The sequence below is a fragment of the Olleya sp. KKT75 genome (assembly GCF_055635485.1).
This window is the reverse complement of the sequence record NZ_CM145759.1, coordinates 3,486,485-3,506,800: the sequence shown is the minus strand read 5'-3', so window position 1 is coordinate 3,506,800 and position 20,316 is coordinate 3,486,485. Positions and strand designations below refer to the sequence as shown.

The 20,316-nt window shown below is 32.4% G+C and carries 19 protein-coding genes and 1 other RNA gene; 9 read left to right on the top strand and 11 right to left on the bottom strand.

All coding sequences use genetic code 11. The annotated features are described in order from the left end of the window. Window positions 1-36 precede the first annotated feature (36 nt). Together mqo and ACZ2G2_RS15665 are read left to right on the top strand one after the other, a co-directional pair. Window positions 37-1,524 (top strand): malate dehydrogenase (quinone), encoded by a 1,488-nt coding sequence (gene mqo, locus ACZ2G2_RS15670; RefSeq protein WP_470393242.1) that lies wholly within the window; start codon window positions 37-39, stop codon window positions 1,522-1,524. 125 nt (window positions 1,525-1,649) lie between these two features. Next, a complete protein-coding gene (locus ACZ2G2_RS15665) occupies window positions 1,650-2,114 on the top strand; it encodes a hypothetical protein (protein ID WP_470393240.1) in 465 nt (154 codons plus the stop codon). Window positions 2,115-2,124: 10 nt separating this feature from the next. Here the strand turns inward: ACZ2G2_RS15665 and ACZ2G2_RS15660 are convergent, their stop codons facing one another. From ACZ2G2_RS15660 to clpB, 3 genes are all read right to left on the bottom strand, one after another. Then, a complete protein-coding gene (locus ACZ2G2_RS15660; RefSeq protein WP_341586894.1) occupies window positions 2,125-2,526 on the bottom strand; it encodes a hypothetical protein in 402 nt (133 codons plus the stop codon). A 305-nt stretch (window positions 2,527-2,831) separates the two neighbouring features. Next, the gene (locus ACZ2G2_RS15655; protein ID WP_470393237.1) at window positions 2,832-4,748 is read right to left on the bottom strand and encodes a PEP/pyruvate-binding domain-containing protein; all 1,917 of its coding nucleotides are present in this window, start codon (window positions 4,746-4,748) and stop codon (window positions 2,832-2,834) included. Between the two features lie 149 nt (window positions 4,749-4,897). Beyond that, window positions 4,898-7,507: an ATP-dependent chaperone ClpB gene (gene clpB, locus ACZ2G2_RS15650; protein WP_470393235.1), complete on the bottom strand. Its 2,610-nt coding sequence runs from the start codon at window positions 7,505-7,507 to the stop codon at window positions 4,898-4,900. A gap of 266 nt (window positions 7,508-7,773) precedes the next feature. Between clpB and ytxJ the strand changes: the two genes are divergently transcribed. The 3 genes from ytxJ to ACZ2G2_RS15635 are packed head-to-tail and all read left to right on the top strand — an operon-like array spanning window position 7,774 to window position 9,278. Continuing rightward, the gene (ytxJ, locus tag ACZ2G2_RS15645) at window positions 7,774-8,154 is read left to right on the top strand and encodes a bacillithiol system redox-active protein YtxJ (protein ID WP_416381429.1); all 381 of its coding nucleotides are present in this window, start codon (window positions 7,774-7,776) and stop codon (window positions 8,152-8,154) included. 3 nt (window positions 8,155-8,157) lie between these two features. Further along, the gene (locus ACZ2G2_RS15640) at window positions 8,158-8,667 is read left to right on the top strand and encodes a DUF3124 domain-containing protein (RefSeq protein ID WP_090840456.1); all 510 of its coding nucleotides are present in this window, start codon (window positions 8,158-8,160) and stop codon (window positions 8,665-8,667) included. A 5-nt stretch (window positions 8,668-8,672) separates the two neighbouring features. Continuing rightward, entirely contained in the window at window positions 8,673-9,278 is a 606-nt protein-coding gene (locus ACZ2G2_RS15635) for a MarC family protein (protein ID WP_090840656.1), read from the top strand. A 57-nt stretch (window positions 9,279-9,335) separates the two neighbouring features. On the opposite strand, the gene ACZ2G2_RS15630 is transcribed toward ACZ2G2_RS15635, so the two are convergent. Next, a complete protein-coding gene (locus ACZ2G2_RS15630) occupies window positions 9,336-10,520 on the bottom strand; it encodes a hypothetical protein (protein ID WP_470393232.1) in 1,185 nt (394 codons plus the stop codon). A gap of 117 nt (window positions 10,521-10,637) precedes the next feature. Further along, a complete protein-coding gene (gene fahA / locus ACZ2G2_RS15625; protein ID WP_090840446.1) occupies window positions 10,638-11,930 on the bottom strand; it encodes a fumarylacetoacetase in 1,293 nt (430 codons plus the stop codon). A gap of 144 nt (window positions 11,931-12,074) precedes the next feature. Here fahA and glyA point away from each other — a divergent pair, with 144 nt between their 5' ends. Continuing rightward, window positions 12,075-13,349 carry a serine hydroxymethyltransferase gene (gene glyA / locus ACZ2G2_RS15620; protein ID WP_090840444.1) on the top strand — a complete coding sequence of 425 codons (1,275 nt, stop codon included), beginning with the start codon at window positions 12,075-12,077 and terminating at the stop codon, window positions 13,347-13,349. Window positions 13,350-13,439: 90 nt separating this feature from the next. On the opposite strand, the gene ACZ2G2_RS15615 is transcribed toward glyA, so the two are convergent. From ACZ2G2_RS15615 to ACZ2G2_RS15595, 5 genes are all read right to left on the bottom strand, one after another. Then, window positions 13,440-13,640: a YgaP family membrane protein gene (locus ACZ2G2_RS15615; protein ID WP_177183530.1), complete on the bottom strand. Its 201-nt coding sequence runs from the start codon at window positions 13,638-13,640 to the stop codon at window positions 13,440-13,442. Between the two features lie 97 nt (window positions 13,641-13,737). Further along, window positions 13,738-15,291: a hypothetical protein gene (locus ACZ2G2_RS15610; protein ID WP_470393229.1), complete on the bottom strand. Its 1,554-nt coding sequence runs from the start codon at window positions 15,289-15,291 to the stop codon at window positions 13,738-13,740. A 71-nt stretch (window positions 15,292-15,362) separates the two neighbouring features. After that, complete coding sequence (locus tag ACZ2G2_RS15605) at window positions 15,363-15,746, bottom strand: acyl-CoA thioesterase (protein ID WP_101202656.1); 384 nt, start codon at window positions 15,744-15,746, stop codon at window positions 15,363-15,365. A gap of 28 nt (window positions 15,747-15,774) precedes the next feature. After that, window positions 15,775-16,533, bottom strand: coding sequence for a hypothetical protein (locus tag ACZ2G2_RS15600; protein WP_470393226.1), 759 nt, complete (start codon window positions 16,531-16,533; stop codon window positions 15,775-15,777). Window positions 16,534-16,640: 107 nt separating this feature from the next. Further along, complete coding sequence (locus ACZ2G2_RS15595) at window positions 16,641-17,678, bottom strand: glutaminyl-peptide cyclotransferase (RefSeq protein WP_470393224.1); 1,038 nt, start codon at window positions 17,676-17,678, stop codon at window positions 16,641-16,643. A gap of 88 nt (window positions 17,679-17,766) precedes the next feature. On the opposite strand from ACZ2G2_RS15595, the gene ffs reads away from it, so the two are divergent. From ffs to ACZ2G2_RS15580, 3 genes are all read left to right on the top strand, one after another. Then, window positions 17,767-17,865: signal recognition particle sRNA small type (gene ffs, locus ACZ2G2_RS15590), an RNA gene on the top strand. 140 nt (window positions 17,866-18,005) lie between these two features. Further along, window positions 18,006-18,806: an SDR family oxidoreductase gene (locus ACZ2G2_RS15585; RefSeq protein ID WP_470393222.1), complete on the top strand. Its 801-nt coding sequence runs from the start codon at window positions 18,006-18,008 to the stop codon at window positions 18,804-18,806. A gap of 45 nt (window positions 18,807-18,851) precedes the next feature. Beyond that, entirely contained in the window at window positions 18,852-19,268 is a 417-nt protein-coding gene (locus ACZ2G2_RS15580) for a hypothetical protein (RefSeq protein ID WP_470393220.1), read from the top strand. Here ACZ2G2_RS15580 and ACZ2G2_RS15575 read toward each other — a convergent pair. Then, window positions 19,261-20,286, bottom strand: a complete 1,026-nt coding sequence (locus tag ACZ2G2_RS15575; protein WP_470393218.1) for a hypothetical protein — start codon at window positions 20,284-20,286, stop codon at window positions 19,261-19,263. The two genes, ACZ2G2_RS15580 and ACZ2G2_RS15575, sit on opposite strands and share 8 nt — an antisense overlap. Window positions 20,287-20,316 lie beyond the last annotated feature (30 nt).

The following is a 20,316-nucleotide window of genomic DNA, read 5'->3' as shown; positions in this document are numbered from 1 at the left end:
TGGACTTATTTATATTTAAAGAAAAATTAGGATATAATGAGCAAAGCTAAACTAGATAGTAAACAAGAATACGATTTAATTTGTGTTGGAGGCGGAATTATGAGTGCAACATTGGCACTGATTTCTAAACTGCTAAAACCAGATTTAAAGGTGTTAATTGTGGAGCGTCTTAGTGAGGTGGCTCAAGAGAGTTCTGCAGCTTGGAATAATGCAGGTACGGGACATTCTGCGCTTTGCGAACTTAATTATTGCCCTGAAGAAGACGGTAAAGTAGTCATTGATAAAGCCATTAAAATTTGTCAACAGTTTGAAGAGTCTAAACAGTTTTGGAGCTATTTAGCGACGCTTGGCTTAATTGAAGATCCTGATAGTTTTATTGCTTCAGTGCCACACCATAGTTGGGTTTTAGGTAAAGAAAATGCAGATTATTTAGAGCATCGTTTTAATACCATGAAACATCATTTTATGTTTGATACTATCCAATTTACAAAGGATAAGAGTAAAATGAAAGAATGGTTTCCGTTAATTATGAATAACAGAGACGAGGATGAGGTAATGGCTGCTTCTAGAATTGATAGAGGTACAGAGGTTAATTATGGTACATTAACAAAAACATTATTCAATATTTTAGAAACCAAATTTGATACACCTGTATATTGTAATATGGAAGTTAAAGATATTGATCCAAGTCCAGATATTGATTGGACTGTAGAAATGGAAAATCTTGAAACTAACCAAAAACATAATCTAGAATCTAAACATGTTTTTATTGGAGCAGGAGGTGGTAGCTTATTGTTATTGCAAAAAGTAGAAATTGATGAAAAAGAAGGTTATGGTGGTTTTCCAATAAGTGGGGAATGGTTGGTTTGTAAAAACGAAGCCATTATAAAACAACATAACGCTAAGGTATATAGTAAGGCAGGACTTGGCGATCCACCAATGTCTACACCGCATTTAGATACTAGATATATAAACGGAAAACGCGAATTACTTTTTGGTCCATTTGCAGGTTTTAGTCCTAAGTTTTTAAAAGAAGGTTCTAATTTTGATTTGTTTAAATCGGTTAAATTTGATAATATCTCACCTTTATTAGGTGCTTTTTGGCATAATTTACCTCTAACTAAATATTTGATAGAACAGGTAACTTCTTCTCATGAAGACCGTATGAAAGAGTTACGCAAATTTGTTAAAGATGCTAATAGTGATGACTGGGAAATCTTAGTAGCTGGACAACGTGTTCAGATTATTAAAAAGGACGAATTTGAAGGTGGTGTTTTACAATTTGGTACGGAAGTAGTAAGTAGTAAAGATGGTAGTATTACTTGCTTACTTGGTGCTTCTCCAGGAGCATCTACAGCAACGTCTGTAATGTTACAGGTCTTAGAAAAAGCCTTTCCAGAACTATTACACTCTGAAGAAGGTAAGACGGTAATGGATAAAATGATTCCTTTTTATAATACTGAGGTTACAGAAGACTTGTTTAAAGCACAATTAAAAAAGAGTGCAGTAGCTTTAAAATTGTAAGTAAAAAATAAAATAGAAATTTGATAGTTTTTAAAACATATAAAATTCAAATTGTACTTCTTTTTCTTTTAACACTTGGGTGCTCTAAAACTATATCAGAAAAAAGAGTTGCGATATTTGAGGATATGCTTGGAGAGAGACAAGTAGCATCTCTTAATGCACTTGTGTTAGATTTTGAAAATAATTTAACTAAAATGTATCCTAATTTATCGGTTGATGTTGCTTATGGACAGTATTTGATTGATTTACTTTCTATTGAAATAGAGGATCCTAAAAAGTTTGAATTTCAGTCAAAGAAAACAAATAAAGAATTCCATGAAAGTGGTTTATGGAATGAAGTTTATCGCTACAGTAACTTATCAGAATCTAAAGATTCAACTAAAATATTAGAAGCTAATAACATTGGGAAGTACATGAAAGCACTTTATAAAATAAAAGGTGATGATAGTTTTATTACTAATTATTGGAATAGAAGAGAGGCTGCCGGTTTAATGCCTAATGAATTAGCTGTTCTTGGTATTATAAATTTGAGGCCAGATTATACTGATTATTTTCATAGACGTATTCTAGTTTTAGAATTTAGCTTTTAGTTAATCGAAATTATAAAATTTCAGACTTTTTCTCGTCTTCTTGTTTTATTATTTTAGACGTCCAAAGTATGGTATCGCTTAAATTTTCGAAAAGCTCAAACGGTTTGTTGTGAAATTTGTTTTCAAACCTGGAAGTTTCACGCATTTTTTCGTCAGTACTAATAACCGCAAAAGCAACTAAATTTGGAATTTCTTTTGCTGCACTATAAACTAAAGGATTAACAGTATAAGAGGCGACACGGTTGGAAATAAAAGCAAAATTTTTATTCTTGAAATGTTTTTCTATTATTTCAACAAATAATTCTGTTTCATCATCACTGATAAAAGCACCTTCTTTGACTTGTTTAATTAGAAAGTCATCAAAAACATAAATTTCGGCATTACCTATATCGTAATAATGGAATATTCCCATGTTGTTTTATGGTTTTGGTTGATAGTTCAATGTTTTCAAGGTAGTAAAAAAAAAGGGACTTTTAAAATTTAAAATTAAATTTTGGAATTAATAAAGGGCTTTATTTGTTTAAATTTTGCGTAGCTATTTGATATGCAATTAGCTATAGTAAGCTTTAGTTTTAGTGATTTTTAATAGTCTTTATAAATACATGTTTTACATCTAAAAAGGCAGTGCATAGGCTTAATATAGCTTAAAAGTCTAGTTGTTAGCCATTAGAGTTAGGGAAGTAGTCGTTATAACTTGGCATTACCATAATTTGTTACTTAATCGTTAAAATATCTTACCTGCTTTATGTATAATTCTCTATCCGCTCCATCTAGTTTAAATTCTATATCCAAGCCAAACTCTAAGTATTTCTGTTTGGATTTATACACGTTATAGTAATAGTGTTTTTTGATTTTTTCTAATTGTTCGGAGAGTGTAATTATTTCGGCTTCAGTCATCACTAGTTTACCATTGTTAAGGTTAGAGTGTGATATGATTTCGACAATACGTTTTTCGTTATATAATTTAGAAGACGATCCAGAATAGCAAATAATCTGGTCGCAGGTCACACCATCTTCAGGTTGTACAACACTAGCTTCTCCAACTTGGACATTAATAACGGTTCCTAGGTAGTTTTTTCGATATAAATTTTTGGTAATAGCAACACCATTGGCTTTCTCGTTAGGGAAGGAGCGATGCACTAAAATACCCATTGCAATGCTATTTTGGTCAATATTGAAGTAGTCTCGTTCTAAAAAGGCACGCTCATACCATAGGCTTGACCATACTTTTTTGATTGCTTTTTCAATAGATTTTTTCTTGCTACCAACAATACCTGTTTTAGAGTCGTATAATCCTGCTCCCGAAAACCCAACAATATCTTCTGCATTTGTCGAGCTTCTAAATCGTAAGCGTGTCTCGTCTCCTAAACTTTTAATTTTGGCTTCGACATTAGATATTAATTCAGGATCTAAAGGTGTCTTTTTTATTAGTTTCTGAATTGTTTTTAGTTGCTCTGTTAGTTTATTAGCATCTTGATTGATTTTGTAATCATAAATCATTTGCTTGACTAAGCTGTCTGCTCCAGACGTTTTTAGATGTGCTTCATAATAGTAAAACGGAATGGCAAATGCCGATTCCGGAATTTTAAAGGCTTCTTTTTTAGCTAAATCATATAATACACCAAAGTTAGCAGCTTTGCCACCAACGGTGTTTATTGAGTTTTGATTTAAATTGTCTGCATTAATTAAGGTTTTTATCGCTGTGTTTTTTTCTAGAAACAACGTCGATTTTTTCTGTTTTTTAGTTTTTCTTTCAAACAATTCTTTAGAGATTGGTTTGATGTAAAAGGTGTCTAAAGCCACTTCAAAAGAAACATATTGATTGTTGAAGCTTTTTAAAATATCAGATTGCATGGCTTTAGTATAAGCTGCAATTGGAATTTGTCTGTTTTTTCCTAATACCGAAATGTGACTTAATGGCGTTTGTAAAATAGTGGTTATAACGCCAGCAGTAATAGGTAATTCTAGGATAGGTTGATTAATAACAATTATATCATGTTTAGAAATATTGTTTTGTTTTAACGAATCAACAGCAACAAATTTTAAGCATCCATAACTTTTTTGAGTACTTACCGCTTGATACGTTTGGTCGCCATATAAATCTGAAGCAGATATTGTAGGAATGTCTAAAACAGCATTTAATTGTTCTAAACGTGCCGTATTTAAAAAGAAATTAAAGCTTTTAAAATACGTTGCTTTTTTGATGGCTTCGTAAAATGTTTTAATGTCTGCAATTTGCATATCATCAATAGGAGAAAGCTCTAGGTTGTAGGTGTTGTTAGCTAAATAATGATTTATGTTTCCCAATAAAAAGCGTTTGTTTTTATGCTGCGCTTTGTAGTTAGAATTATTAAATTCTCTTAAAGTTTCTGGGATCTCTAAATACCCTTTACAAAAATGGTAGTGGTATTTGTAGTTTTTACTGTTGATAAAATAGAGTTGTTGTTCTTTAATATCAAAAACGACTTTTAAAGCATCAATATTCCCATATTTATTAGTGTTTGGTGATGTTTTTAAGGCATTAAAATCGGTTTCCGAAGTTAATACACGTTTAAACTTAGTCTGAGATAAAACAAATGTTGAGGTTAATATAAAAAGAACGACGAGATGATTTTTTAGTTGGAATGTGATCAAGCTAAGTGGTTTTTTATTAGAGTAATACAATATAGAACAAAAAAAAGCAACACGCCACTTTTGTAAAGTATTGTGTTGCTTTTCAACTAACCAACCATAATTAAAACGTGCTCTTTTACGCTTTATTTTACGTTAACAGAACTTTGTGATTACAGTTCTTCTGTTACTAAATCGCCTTGATTTCTAAAGACTAATTCGCCATCAAAAGCATCTAGTAAAATAATACTGTCGGTAGTGACTTTTCCAGATAAGATTTCTTTACTTAACTGATTTAGTACATCTTTTTGAATGACACGTTTTACAGGTCTTGCTCCATATTCTGGATTATAACCTTTATCTGCTAAGTAGGTAATAGCTTCTGGTGTTGCATCAAAAGTAATCCCTTGTTTTGCAATCATTTTAGAAATACCTTTTAGCTGTAATCCTACAATTTCTGTAATATTATCTTGCGTTAAAGGTGTAAACATAATAATGTCATCAATCCTATTTATAAACTCAGGTCTTACCGTTTGTTTTAATAAGGCTAAAACATCCACTTTAGCACCTTCAATAGCCGTCTCTACATCTTTTACAGCATCAAAACGCTCTTGTATTAATTGACTTCCCATATTGGATGTCATGATGATGATGGTGTTTTTAAAATCTGCAATACGCCCTTTGTTATCTGTTAGATGCCCTTCGTCTAACACTTGTAATAAGATATTAAACGTGTCTGGATGTGCTTTTTCAATTTCGTCTAAAAGTACTACAGAATAAGGTTTACGTCTAACTGCTTCGGTTAATTGTCCACCTTCATCGTAACCAACATATCCTGGAGGTGCACCAACTAATCTGCTTACCGCATGACGCTCTTGGTACTCACTCATATCTATTCTGGTCATCGCACTTTCATCATCAAACAGATATTCTGCTAACGCTTTGGCTAATTCCGTTTTACCAACACCAGTTGTTCCTAAAAAAAGGAAGGTTCCGATTGGTTTTTCTGGATTTTGTAATCCTGCACGACTACGTCTTACAGCATCACTAACCGCTACAATAGCTTCCTCTTGACCAACCACACGCTTGTGTAATTCTGCTTCAAGGTTTAAAAGCTTTTCGCGATCGCCTTGTAACATTTTGGTAACAGGAATGCCTGTCCATTTAGCAACGACTTCTGCAATATCCTCATAAGTAACTTCTTCTTTGATTAAAGAATTTTCAGATTGTTTATCAGTTAAATCTTTCTGTAATTTTTCTAATGTTTCTTGTGCTTCTTTAATCTTACCATAACGTAACTCGGCAACCTTACCGTAATCTCCATCGCGTTCTGCTTTTTCAGCTTCAAGCTTAAAGTTTTCGATGTCTTGCTTTCTGTTTTGTATGTTGTCTACAACTTCTTTTTCGCTAATCCATTTAGCATTCATTTCGTTGCGTTCTTCTTTTAAGTTTGCTAAGTCAGCACGTAATGTTTTTAATTTACTTTCATCCTTTTCTCGCTTAATAGCTTCTATTTCAATCTCTAACTGCATCACTTTTCTATCCAGAACATCTAACTCTTCTGGTTTAGAATTGATTTCCATACGCATTTTAGCAGCAGCTTCATCCATTAAGTCAATTGCTTTATCCGGCAGGAATCTGTTGGTAATATAGCGTTGAGATAACTCTACAGCACCAATAATAGCATCATCTTTTATGCGTACTTTATGGTGTGCTTCGTACTTTTCTTTAATTCCTCTTAATATTGAAATCGCACTTTCTGTATCAGGCTCATTAACCATTACTTTTTGGAAACGACGCTCTAAAGCTTTGTCTTTTTCAAAATACTTTTGGTACTCGTCTAAAGTTGTTGCTCCAATAGCACGCAATTCTCCACGCGCTAAAGCAGGTTTTAAAATGTTTGCAGCATCCATTGCGCCTTGTCCGCCACCTGCACCAACAAGCGTATGGATTTCGTCAATAAATAGTACAATATCTCCTTCGCTATCTGTTACTTCTTTGATAACCGCTTTTAGGCGCTCTTCAAATTCTCCTTTAAATTTAGCACCTGCAATTAGGGCGCCCATGTCTAACGCAAAAATTTGCTTGTCGACTAAGTTTTCTGGGACATCACCATCTACAATTCTGTGTGCTAAACCTTCTGCAATAGCTGTTTTACCAGTTCCAGGTTCTCCAACTAAGATTGGGTTGTTTTTAGTACGACGAGATAAAATTTGAAGGATTCTCCTAATTTCTTCATCACGACCAATAACAGGATCTAGTTTTCCGTCTCTGGCTAATTTGTTTAAATTTTTAGCGTATTTATTAAGGGAGTTGTAGGTCTCCTCTTGGCTTTGTGAGGTTACGCGATCTCCTTTTCTTAATTCGTCTATTGCTGCTTTTAAACCTTTTTCTGTTACGCCTTGGTCTTTTAGCATTTGTGCTATTTTGCTCTTTGATTTAAAGACCGCTAAAATAAAGTGCTCTATAGATACGTAATCGTCATTCATTGCTTTTGCAATAATAGACGCTTCGTTTAATGTTTTACTGGCTTCACGAGAGAGTATTAAATCTGCTCCTGTAACTTTAGGAAAACTTTCTAGTTGCTTATCTAATGCTAGTTCTAATACATTAAGATTGACATTCAGTTTTTTTAAGATGAATGGTAGTACGTTTTCATCAACCTCAAAAATGGCTTTAAAAAAGTGTTCATTTTCTATTTGTTGATGGCCATAACTTTGCGCAATCTGCTGAGCGCGTTGTATGGCTTCTTGCGATTTGATTGTATAATTATCTGGGTTCATATAGTATATTTATTTGTAGTTCCGCGTAAGCGAAAACTTATGTTTATAATTGTTTACAAGAGCAGTATTTCAATTACCTTACCAATTGCAATTGCAAGACAAATTGTCGCTTAAGGCCTGTTTTAGACTGACTTTTAGTCAGTTGTGCTTTGTTTTTAATTTCTATGTAAGTTAATTAAAACGTTTCGACATATTCAATGATATGTATCATAAAAATGATATTTTTGTTTAACTTATAGCAGTTATTTTGCTAAAAAGAAATTATTATGTTTGGAAAATTATTTGGGGGTTCTAAAGAGCCAAAAGAAAAGAAAATACTTCCTTGGAAAAATTTAACGACGGTTAGTCAGTTAGATGAAATTGCTAAATTATCTTTAGGAAAAACACAGGTTATATTTAAGCACTCTACAAGATGTGGCATTAGCAGCATGGTTATGAATCAGTTTGTTGCCGCATTTGATTTGGATATTAATTTAGATTTATATTATTTAGATTTATTAAGTTATCGAGACGTCTCAAATGAAGCTGGTTTTAAGTTTCAGGTAATGCACCAATCGCCACAGTTATTGGTGATAAAAAATGGAGTAGTGGTTGCACATGCAAGTCATGGCGCTATAAATGAAATTGATTTATTTAAATTTGTTTAAATTATGAAATACGTATTACTATTTATTATTGTATTAACCGCTTTTAGTTGCGATACTAAACCTGAAGAGGTCTACGTGGCATCCAATAATTGGAAAGCTATGCAATGGAATAAACCATTAACGGACTCGTTATTAGTTTCGGGATCAACTTATTTGTCTGTTTATTCTCAAATTTATAGTGTTACGGAACACAAAACACATAATTTAACTGCTACGGTAAGCTTAAGGAATATTAATAAAAAAGATACTATTTTTATAAAAGAAGCTGATTTTTACAATACTAGTGGTGATTTAATTAAAGCGTATTTTACAGAGACTATTTATGTCAAGCCAATGCAGACTATAGAAATTGTAATAAACGAAAGGGATATTGAAGGTGGTACAGGTGCTAATTTTGTATTTGATTGGATTGCTTCTAAAGATGTTAAACCGCCTTATTTTGAAGCCGTACAGATATCTACATCAGGACAACAAGGCTTATCTTTTACTACTACAGGTGTTGAAATAGAGTAATGTTTATGAAAGAAATTTTAACGACTTTTTTGTTTTTAGTTGCAGTTATTGATCCTTTGGGGTCTATACCTGTGTATTTGGAAGCTACTAAAAATTTTGATAAAAAATATAAAAAACGCATTGCTATTAGAGCCAGTTTTGTTGCTTTTTTAGTGCTGTTATTTTTTATAGTTATAGGGCAGTTAATTTTAGAAGGAATGAATGTTACGTTAGATGCGTTTCAGATTTCTGGAGGCGTGATATTGTTTTTGTTTGCATTAACTATGATTTTTGGAGAGGGTAAGCCCGAAACAGAAAAACATGGTATTAAAGATTATAAACACGTTACTATTTTTCCTGTAGCTATTCCGTCTATAGCATCACCAGGAGCTATTATGGCGGTTGTATTGTTAACAGATAATCATATTTACAACATACAGCAACAGTTGTTAACCACAGTATTAGTTCTTGTAGTAATTGGGTTAACAAGCTTGTTATTGCTGGCAGCTAATAAGGTTCAAGAACGGATTGGGGAATATGGTATTACCGTAATTAGTAAAATTATGGGATTAATTTTAGCTTCCTATGCTGTACAAAGTATTTTAAGCGGATTAAAAGACTTTTTTGCTTAACACACAAAAAAACTCCCAAAGTAATTTGGGAGTTTTTTTATGATATTTAATTAAGGTTTAGCCTCTAAAACTATAGCTGTTTATTATATCTTTTAGTTTATATTTTAAATCCTCTCCTGTATCATAAACCATTTGTTCGTTATTAGGAAAAGGAATCTGTCTGTTTCTTAATAACTGTAAATCGCCATTATTTAGAGCCCTTTGATCACCACGTACAGTTCCAAAAGTGTTTTCAAAAACAAATTCACTGTCAATATTAAAATTATCTAATATTTGATTTTGCTTTAAATCTGTATAAACAACTCTAGCGATAACTTGAGTTGATTTTAACTGATTTACTTCAAAAAACCTAGCTTTAATATTAACAATTTTATCTTGAGTAATATCATTACCTAAACTATCTTTTGCTACATTTCCATTAGTATCTAAAACATATTCCCAACCATCTACAATATCCTTTTGACGTAATAATTGTCTTTCGGTAATATGTTCTGGAGATATATTAATACGTTGTAGTTGCAATTGCATCGCATAATCGTAGTCTATATTTGTATCAGAACTTGCGTGATATGCAGTCCAAAACTCATCCAATCCATAAGTGTCAAAATTTAATAAATCAGACTCCAAACGTTGTGGTATAATTTGACGGGTTTGATTTTCAATAGTTACCAATACAAAATCAGTTCCTTTAAAATGGGTATCATCCATTAAAGACCTAACGTCTCTATAATTTGGATTAATAGCTTCTAATGTATTTAATAAGCTATAAGCCTCACGGTAGTCGTATTTGCTATTGCTAGATTGCAGTAAGGTTGTAGCTTGGTCATATTTATATTCGGATACTTTAGCTCTGTATTCTACAATTTGGCTACTGTAATCATTAAAATCTAAGGTTATTGTTTTTCCTCCAATTTGTAATGGTAACACGCGTTTAATAGCGGTTTGACGAGACTCTAAATCTAAATACGTGTTGTAAATAGTTTCAAAAAGTTCTGGGTTACCATCCTTAGTTAAATGATTTAAATTACTGTGATCATCTGCAACAACTTTATAATACGCATCCTGAAGCATTAAAATATAGCTTTGTTTGCGTTTTTTGTCCTTGTTGTTTTCTAACTTTTTTAAAGCATTACTAATAGCTAAATCGTAATTACCAGAGTGTAATTGCTTTTCGATTTGCTTTCTTCCAACACAAGATGTTAGTACTAGAAGAAGTACTGTAATAAGTGTAAAATTTTTCATCTTTTGGGATTTTATTGGTTTCTATTTTAAGTAGTATTCAATACCTGTGCCAAACCCCAAAAAGAAACCCTTAAATTTAATAATTTAAGGGTTAATTGTCTGATATGTAATGCTTTGTTATTTCTGTTTTTTAGGTTGGAAAACGGGAAGTAATTTTGTAGATACTTCACCAAAACCAATTCTAGTACCATCTTTTTCGCAGTAACCTCTCATAATAACAGTATCGTTATCATTAATAAATTTACGCTCTGTACCATCATTAAGTTTAACAGGTTTTTCACCTCTCCAAGATAACTCTAACATAGATCCGTAACTATCTGGTGTTGGACCAGAGATAGTTCCACTTCCCATCATGTCTCCAGAGTTTATTGGGCAACCATTTACGGTGTGATGCGCTAATTGTTGCGACATACTCCAGTACATGTGCTTAAAGTTAGATTTACTCACTACGGTTTCTTTAGCTTTTTCTGGTTGTATAGCAACTTCTAAATTAATATCGTAACTCTTTTTGCCAGACTGTTGTAAGTAAGGTAATTGTTTTTTTAATGGCTTAGGACTACTTGTTTTAAAGGGTTGTAAAGCATCTAAAGTGACAATCCAAGGCGAAATTGAAGACGCAAAGTTTTTAGCTAAAAACGGTCCTAATGGCACATATTCCCATTTTTGGATATCTCTAGCAGACCAGTCATTAAATAACACTAATCCAAAGATGTATTCTTCAGCTTCATCCACAGGAATAGGTTCTCCTAAATCATTAGCATCAGTAGTAATAAAACCCATTTCTAATTCAAAATCAATTAGTTTACTAGGTCCAAAAACAGGTTCTGTTGCTCCTGCAGGTAACGTTTGACCTTGTGGTCTGTGTACAGGTATTCCTGATGGGATTATTGAGCTACTTCTACCATGATATCCAACAGGTATATGTAACCAATTTGGTAATAAAGCATTGTCAGGATCTCTAAACATAGTCCCTACATTAGTAGCGTGTTCTATACTTGAGTAAAAATCTGTATAATCACCAATTTGCACAGGTAATTGCATTTCTATTTCATCTAATCTAAATAAAACAATCTCTTTATGCTTTAAATTATTAGTTAATGCATCATTTTCAGCATCAAAAATTTCGGCAATTCTATTTCTTACTAAACGCCATGTTTTGCGTCCATCCGCAATAAAATCGTTTAGTGTGTCTTGTAAAAATATGTCTTCTGTTAAAGGGATACCTTCAAAATATCCTAATTGGTGTAACGCACCTAGGTCAATTGCTGTATCACCAATACGTGTTCCGATAGTAATAATGTCATCTCTTGTTAAGAAAACACCAAACGGAATATTTTGAATTGGGAAGTCAGAATTTTTATCGACGTGTAACCATGATTTTCTGTCTGGATTATTAGCTGATAATGGCATATATATAATTGTTGATTTGTTGTTTATAAATTCTAAGTAAATATATGTTTTTTCAATTATTTACAATGGTTATTTCTTATTTTTGATAAATATTTAACTCTAAAACATTTTTCGCTTAAGCGGAAATAACAAAAAGACATAACTATGCAACGCGACGAACAGATTTTTGAATTGATTCAAGCCGAAAAAGAACGCCAACTAAATGGTATAGAACTAATTGCCTCAGAAAACTTTGTCAGTGACCAAGTAATGGAAGCAGCAGGATCTGTATTAACCAACAAATATGCAGAAGGATACCCTGGGAAGCGTTATTATGGTGGATGTGAGATTGTTGACGAGGTAGAGCAGATAGCAATTGATAGAGCAAAAGCTTTATTTGGTGCAGAATATGCTAACGTGCAACCACACTCAGGAAGTCAAGCAAATACAGCTGTTTATCATGCAGTATTACAACCAGGAGATAAAATTTTAGGATTCGATTTATCTCATGGTGGGCATTTAACACATGGTTCTCCAGTAAATTTTTCGGGAAAATTATACAATCCGGTATTTTATGGTGTAGAAGAAGCTACAGGTGTTTTAAACTATGATAAGATTCAAGAAATTGCAACTAAAGAACAGCCTAAATTAATTATTGCAGGTGCCTCTGCATATTCTAGAGACATAGATTTTAAACGTTTTAGAGTAATAGCAGATAGTGTTGGTGCTTTGCTATTGGCAGATATATCACATCCTGCAGGTTTAATTGCAAAAGGTATTTTAAATGATCCATTACCACATTGTCACATTGTAACTACTACGACGCACAAAACATTACGTGGACCAAGAGGAGGGATGATATTAATGGGTAAAGATTTTGATAACCCATTTGGATTAAAACTTAAAAACGGAAACTTAAAAAAGATGTCTTCACTTTTAGATTCTGGAGTCTTTCCAGGAAACCAAGGTGGACCATTAGAGCATATTATTGCTGCTAAAGCAATTGCTTTTGGAGAAGCGCTAACAGAGCCGTTTATGCATTATATGTTACAGGTTAAGAAAAATGCATCTGCTATGGCAGAGGCTTTTGTAAAACGTGGATACAAAATTATTTCTGGAGGTACAGATAACCACATGATGTTAATTGATTTACGTAACAAAAACATTACAGGTAAAGATGCTGAAAAAGCATTAGTAAAAGCAGACATTACAGTAAACAAAAACATGGTGCCATTTGACGATAAATCTCCATTTGTAACATCAGGAATTAGAGTTGGTACTGCTGCAATTACAACCAGAGGTTTAAAAGAAAACGAAATGGAAGCTATCGTAGAGCTAATTGATCAAGTAATCATGAATCATGAAAACGAAGATTTATTAGACGAAATCGCAATTAAAGTTAATGCAATGATGAGTGAGTTACCATTGTTTGTAGCTTAGTCTATTATAAAATTATTTTTCGCTTTCGCGGAAAAAAAGCCAGCTGAAAAGCTGGCTTTTTTTATGTAAAATTAGATGTTAATCAAACTATTATAAATAGTCGTCAGAATCATAAGTTGAAATGTTAGTCGATTTGTAAAATGGACAAAAAGCTGTAACACTAGCAAATAAAAACATGGCTGAAATTAGTATAATAATAAAAGCTATGGGACCATCAAATTCTCCTACATATAATATCGCTACAAGCAATAAAACCACAATAAAACGGACCAGTCTATCAAAATTGCTCATATTTCTTTTTATTTTTATCATGACTAAATAATTGAGGGTTGTTATTTAATTCAAAACTAAAAGAAAAAGCTAGTGCTATTTTATTCTTTCGTTCAATCTAAAAGATGATATGTTGAAATGCACCTAAGTCCGGACTAGTGGTTCTGCTAACGCCTAAAATATCATTTGGGACTTGACTAGAAAAAGTAGTATTACCTTGACCATTAGCAGCTGAGTCTTCACCAATTTTTAAATTGTTTTCCAAAGGATTTTCAAAATCAGGAGCTTCGTTAAAAATCATGTTTTCGTAATGTGTTGCATTATCAAAATCATAATTAGGGCTAGAAAAGAAATTGCTAGAATCTTGAAAACGTAATAGACAATTGGTAAATTTAAAATTAAAAACTACTGCAGCATCTTCAATTTGGTCAATTAATAACTCAGGGTTATCATTACCATATATTATACAATTACTAAAATTAGCTTCGGTTAAATCTGCAACAAACGCAGTGTTTTCAGCATCAGCTACAAAGTTGTTAATTAGCAGCGCCGGGAATTGTCTAAAACTACTGTTCCAATAATTTGCAATAGTAGAGTGGGTGACGTTGTATTTTCCACCAAAAGTAGCTCCAAAACTAGCTTGTCCAGCATTATTTAAGACGATGTTATCTGCTTTAATCGACGTGTTACGACCTAAAATACCAAACGTACTTATATTATATATTTGTGAATTTGTAATGGTTAATTTATCAGTTACCGCATCTGCATTACCATCGGATAACACACCAACTGTGGCATTTTTAATAGTCGCATGATTAATAGTATTATTTTGACTGCCTTCAAATAACCAAATGGTTCCCCATTGTCCAGGGACATCACTAAATAATGGTTCTAATCGATCACCTTCAAAAACAACTTCGTTTTCTAGTAATTCAGGATCAGTACTTAAAGCACCATTTACGTTTAAAGTAGCACCTTCTGAGACCAATAAACCTGAGTTAGCATGAAAATGAATTCGTGCTCCCGCATCTATAGTTAGTGTTTCTCCTGCAGGTACTGCAGCATAACCGTAAATGACATAAGGTTTTTCGTTAGTAAAGTTTAATTCTTCAGGTAGTAACTCGCGACCTTGTATTTCTGTAGCGGTTGGTGTACCGTCAATAGTTAAGGTTAAGGTTTCAATAATACCTGTTGTGTTATTTTTATCAGGATAAATAAAGTTAGCATCTTTAACTAGGGTTACTAAATCTACATCCTGTAGATTGTTTCCAGAATCAAATATTATTTTATCTGTGTAAACAAACTCGTTATTAGTAAGTGGTGTTGTATCTGTGTTGTAAGTTGTTTCAATAAAAATAAACAGACTGTCTTTAGCTAATAGTTGTACGTCTGTAAAGCTTTTGCCTGCTTGACCATCTACATTTAGTCGGTACCCAGAGTTTTCTCCGTTTTGTAATTGTACAGTAGGTATTGAGATGTCATCATTACTAGTATTGTAGACCTTTAGATTATAAGTGCTTGAACCTATATTTGCAAAAATAGTATCTAAATAAATCGTGTCTTTAGAGAATTCTAAACCTCCAGAACTCGCCTGGAATTCAAAATCCTTTCGGCAAGAACTTACCATTAAGATAAACCCAATACAGCAGATAAAATATAGCGTACGCTTCATAAAATGTAATTGTAACTTTGATTGACTAAAATATAACTTTTTTAAAGGCTAATTAGTATGTGACTTTAAAATTATTGAAAAAGAGTAATGATTTCTGGTGTGATTCTAGCCGGTTTATTATTTTCCGTGTGTATCAGGCACCATTTAGTTTCGGAATAGGCGCAAATTTTCTCATCCACAAGTATTTCTACCACTCTAATAGAGGTTACACCTTGACAGGATTTAACGTAAGTATTTAAGGTTACGGTTTGTCCTAACACAATTTCTTGTTTGTAATCGATATGATGCGAAATTAAAACCCAGAAATACTGATCTAAAATCTGTTTTGTGGCGTGAGTTACCCAATGTGCTTTAGCAACTTGGTTTACCCATTCAATATATTTTACGTTATTGACGTGGTTTAACTCGTCAAGATCGTTAGGCGTTACTGTTAACGTTTGGCTGTATGATTTCATTAGTTATAATAAGCCCTAAAAGTAATGTTTATTGTTTGTTTTTAGCATTAAAAGTATCCACTAACTGTTTAAAATCTTCACCTGATTTTATAAAAATCTCCAATAAATAGACCTCCTTGTTTTCTTTTAATAACTCACTATCAATTGTTTTAGCTTCTAAATATTGCAAAAATAAATTAATATTATCTTCATGTATATTTAGAGTATTGGTCAATAATTTTTTGTCAAATAATTGAGACGTTTCAATAAGTGCTTCTAAATCTTGTAAAGTTATTGCAACAAACGGTGGAGCTACATATTTGTCTTTGTTTTCAAATAGTTTTGCTATTAGGCCAATAACTTGTATAATATCTATTCCGCCAGTGGTAGGTTGTTTAGAGTAGAGGTGAGGATTGTTTTTTCTATCCTCTGCAAACTGATTTTTAAGGGTTACTTGAACCGTTTCAATATCAGCCAAAGTTTCTTTATGGGGCGTGATAAGTTGTACTTCGTCTAAATTATTAAAAATTTGTTTAAGCTCGATAACTACACTTTCGTTGAAATGATAATCTTTTAAAACTAACTTTTGCTCATCATAAAATAAAGAACTGGCATGAAGCGTATCTCCAATTTTTCCTGCTATTGAAAACCTTCCGTTTACATCGGAAGTAGTCATTTGTTTTGAAGATAGGTTTGTTATTTTAATGTTTTCTAAGGTAGAAATAGAGTCGTAAACACTACCATTTATTGTTTGTGCGGACACAAAGCAGCTTGCCAAAAAGACAATTAAAAGCGTAAGATTCTTCAAGATTTGGTTGGTTGATTAGTCTCAAATTTAGATTTATCGCGGACATGATAAATTTAATTAAGAGACTTTAACAGCTAATTTATAATCTTTTAACTTTTTGTTTTGGATTAGTTTTCTAAAATTTTAACCTCAAATAATTTATCCCAACGTTTTCCAGTTAAGAAAAACGTTTGTGTTTCTGGATTGTAAGCAATACCATTTAAACAATTTTCGTTAATTGAAAAATTAGGAATTTGTTTTGTTAAGATTGTACAGTCAATAACCGCTTCTACAGCACCATTTTTAGGATTGATTATAGCAATTCCGTTTTTCTCCCAGATGTTAGCGTATAATTTGTTGTTAGCAAATTCTATTTCGTTTAATCTTCCAATTTTTCCTTTTGTAGTGCATACTTGTATGTGATCTTCTTCAATTAGCGTATCTGGATTTAGGCTCCAAATTAAACTAGTACCATCACTTTTATATAGTTTAGTTCCGTCGTTTGCAAATCCCCAACCCTCTTTACTTTGACCATAGTTAAAGCTGCTTTTCTTTTCTAGGGTAGTGGCATCATAAGTAAACCCTTTTTGACCTTGCCAAGTTAAATGGTAAACGGTATTATTAAGTACAGTAATACCTTCTCCAAAAAAGGCGTCAGGAATAGCTGTTTCAGTAATAACGTCACCGGTTTTATAATCTATTTTTCTAATTTTAGATTCGCCACGTTGTCCAGTACTTTCAAATAGCACTCCATTGTTAAATTCTAAACCTTGTGTAAAAGAAGTGTTGTCATGCGGAAACGTATTAATTACTTCTATAGATAAAAACTTTGGTGCTACTGCACTTAATAACGCAATGGTTTTTTTGATTTCTGCAGTTTCACCATCAAAATTAATAGTTGCTTTTAAGGTATGCTCTCCTAATTTAAAATCGGAAAGTGTTTGTTTAGCCTCAATATTTTTTCCGTCTAACTGATAACTTACAGAAGAAATCTGGATGTTTTTAGGTTTTTTTAATGCTACTTCTAGCGTTTTATCAATACTAATTGTACCGTTTTGGGCATTGGTAGTCATAGAAAAACTCTTTTTTTGCGCTTCGACGTTGTCACCACACGAAAAAAGTGTTGTTGCTAAAAATATGATTGTAAGGTATTTAAATGCTTTCATTTTGTAAACTTATTTGTTAGCAAGTTATTTATTAAAATTCATTATAAAAAATGATTGCGAGAAAATAAAATGTGTGTATCTTTGCACCTGGCAAGTCCTACACAACTAGCTCCTGTTGAATCCTCCAGGTCGGGAACGAAGCAAAGGTAAATGGTCGTAGCAGTGTGATGTAGGTAGCTTGCCTTTTTTTGATTACTCTAAATCCTTTTATAAAAAGAGATTTAAAAACATAAAATAAAGATTTGTTAGTTAATTCTAGCAAATCTTTTTTGGTTACAGTCGTTTTGTAATTCAACTTTTTTACTTTTAACTTTTAAAATTATTTACATGTCTAAAGTCGTATTAATTACAGGAGGTTCTTCTGGAATAGGAAAATCTATAGGTGAGTTTTTAACCGAAAAAGGGTGTATTGTCTATGGTACCAGTCGTAATCCGTCTAATTATACCAACAGTAAATTTAAGTTGGTCGCTTTAGATGTAAATGATACGGTTACTATTGCAGCAGCTGTAAAAGCAGTGATTGCAGCAGAAGGGAAGTTGGATGTGTTGGTTAACAATGCAGGTGTTGGTATTAATGGTGCTATTGAAGAAATTCCGCAAGATCAAATCCAACATAATTTTAATACTAACTTTTTTGGACCTATAAATGTTATCAAGGCAGTGTTGCCTCAAATGAGAGCACAACAGTCAGGTTTGGTTATAAACATTACATCCATTGCTGGATATATGGGATTGCCTTATCGTGGTATTTATAGTGCTAGTAAAGGTGCTTTAGAGCTTGTTACGGAAGCGTTACGTATGGAAACCAAGGATTTTGGAGTAAAGTTTACCAATATTGCTCCAGGTGATTTTGCAACTAATATTGCTGCAGGACGTTATCATGCTCCTGTTTTAAAAGACTCGCCATACACTAAGTACCCAAACGTACTTAAAGATATTGATGATCATGTTGATAATAGTAGTTCTCCAATTGCTGTGGCTAAAAAAGTGCATCAAGTAATTAATACTAAAAATCCTAGAATACATTATAAGGTTGGTGCGCCGATGCAAAAGTTTTCTATTATTTTAAAGTTTTTGTTACCTGATACGATGTATGAGAAGCTTTTACTTAATCATTATAAGCTTTAGTCTTTGGTATATTTATTGCTACTAGTCTTTTCATAATTAATGATTATGAAAAAACATATATTACTTTTATTCTGTTTAAGTATTATAGCCTTTACAAGTTGTGAAGATATTTTGGAATGTGTAATCAATCGAAGTCCTGAATTACCAGATAAATCTTTTACGGTAGGTTATCGACAGCAGATGTATTATGATGAATTTGATGCTGAAATTAAAAACGAACCAAGAGATAATAATTATGATTACTATTTTGAACTTGTTGGAGATTTACCAGATGGTATAGATCTGTACATAGATTATAGAACCGTCTCATTTGAAGGTGTTCCACAAAATAGAGGCGTGTTTGAGTTTACGTTATACTTAGATGTAGATCCACCTATGTATTATGATGAAGAAACTGGTGATTATGAGGATTCTATGTGCTCCTATTCTACCTCTAAAAACTATACCATTACTATTAATTAATAATAAAATGCTGGTTTGGCGTACTGCTTAAATACGTGTTGTTTATGATTAGTGTACAATTAGCCAGATCTAAAGAGAAGTTAATCCAACCATAATAATCTAGACCATCAATATTTACAGTGACTATAATATAATCTGAATTAAAATCTACTGCTGATAAAAAGGACTCTAAATATGTAGATTCCCAGTGATTATTGTTTTTATAAGGAGCTTCATAATCTTTATATGTAGCTATAGTAGCTTCTGTAAGTGGTCCTCCTGTAAACTCTGTATTGTAAGGCGTATTATCTCCTTCTAAAATAAAATCGCCAAAAAATGTGCGTCTTAAAATTTTGTTTTCAGGCTGTGCACTATTTAATATAATAGGAGAACTTTCTAGGTTTGGTGTTGCGGTTGTATTAGTTACAGTTGAGTAGTCAATAACAAAGTCATTTATACCATCATTATTTACATCAATAGCTATTGGATTTTGTTGACCAAAACAGTTATTAGACGCTATGTATGGTTCTTGCACATAAAAATTTGAAGGTAAAATATCTATCCAAAACTGTTTTTGTATAAAATTACCAGATGCAGCATCTGTATAGTTTATTTCACCAACTAACTTAGTGTCTTCTACCCATTCTTGTAACAGGAAGGTCATAGTTTGTTGTGTCTCTGATACTATTGTATATGGGCTATATAAGTCTTTTGACGTTGTGTAAGCATGACTAAAAGTTAAGCAGTCTGCTGTTTTATCAAACACATAATATTGTTTTGAAGCACACTCAAGTCCGCAAGAAAAGTAATAAAAAAGTTCTACAGTATTGACTGTATATTCTACATACCAATCTTTTTCTTCTATTCCATTATTCGTATTAATTGGTGTTGTAATATTGACTGTTGTCAATCCTAAATCTTGAGTTACACATACTATGTTTTGTGTTAGTTCAGTATCTATTTCTGTAAAGCCTAGAGGCTCGTTATTACAACTAAATAATGTTAATAATACGAAAAGAGATAGAATTGATTTTTTCATGGTTATTTGGTTTTTAGCTATTACAATTAT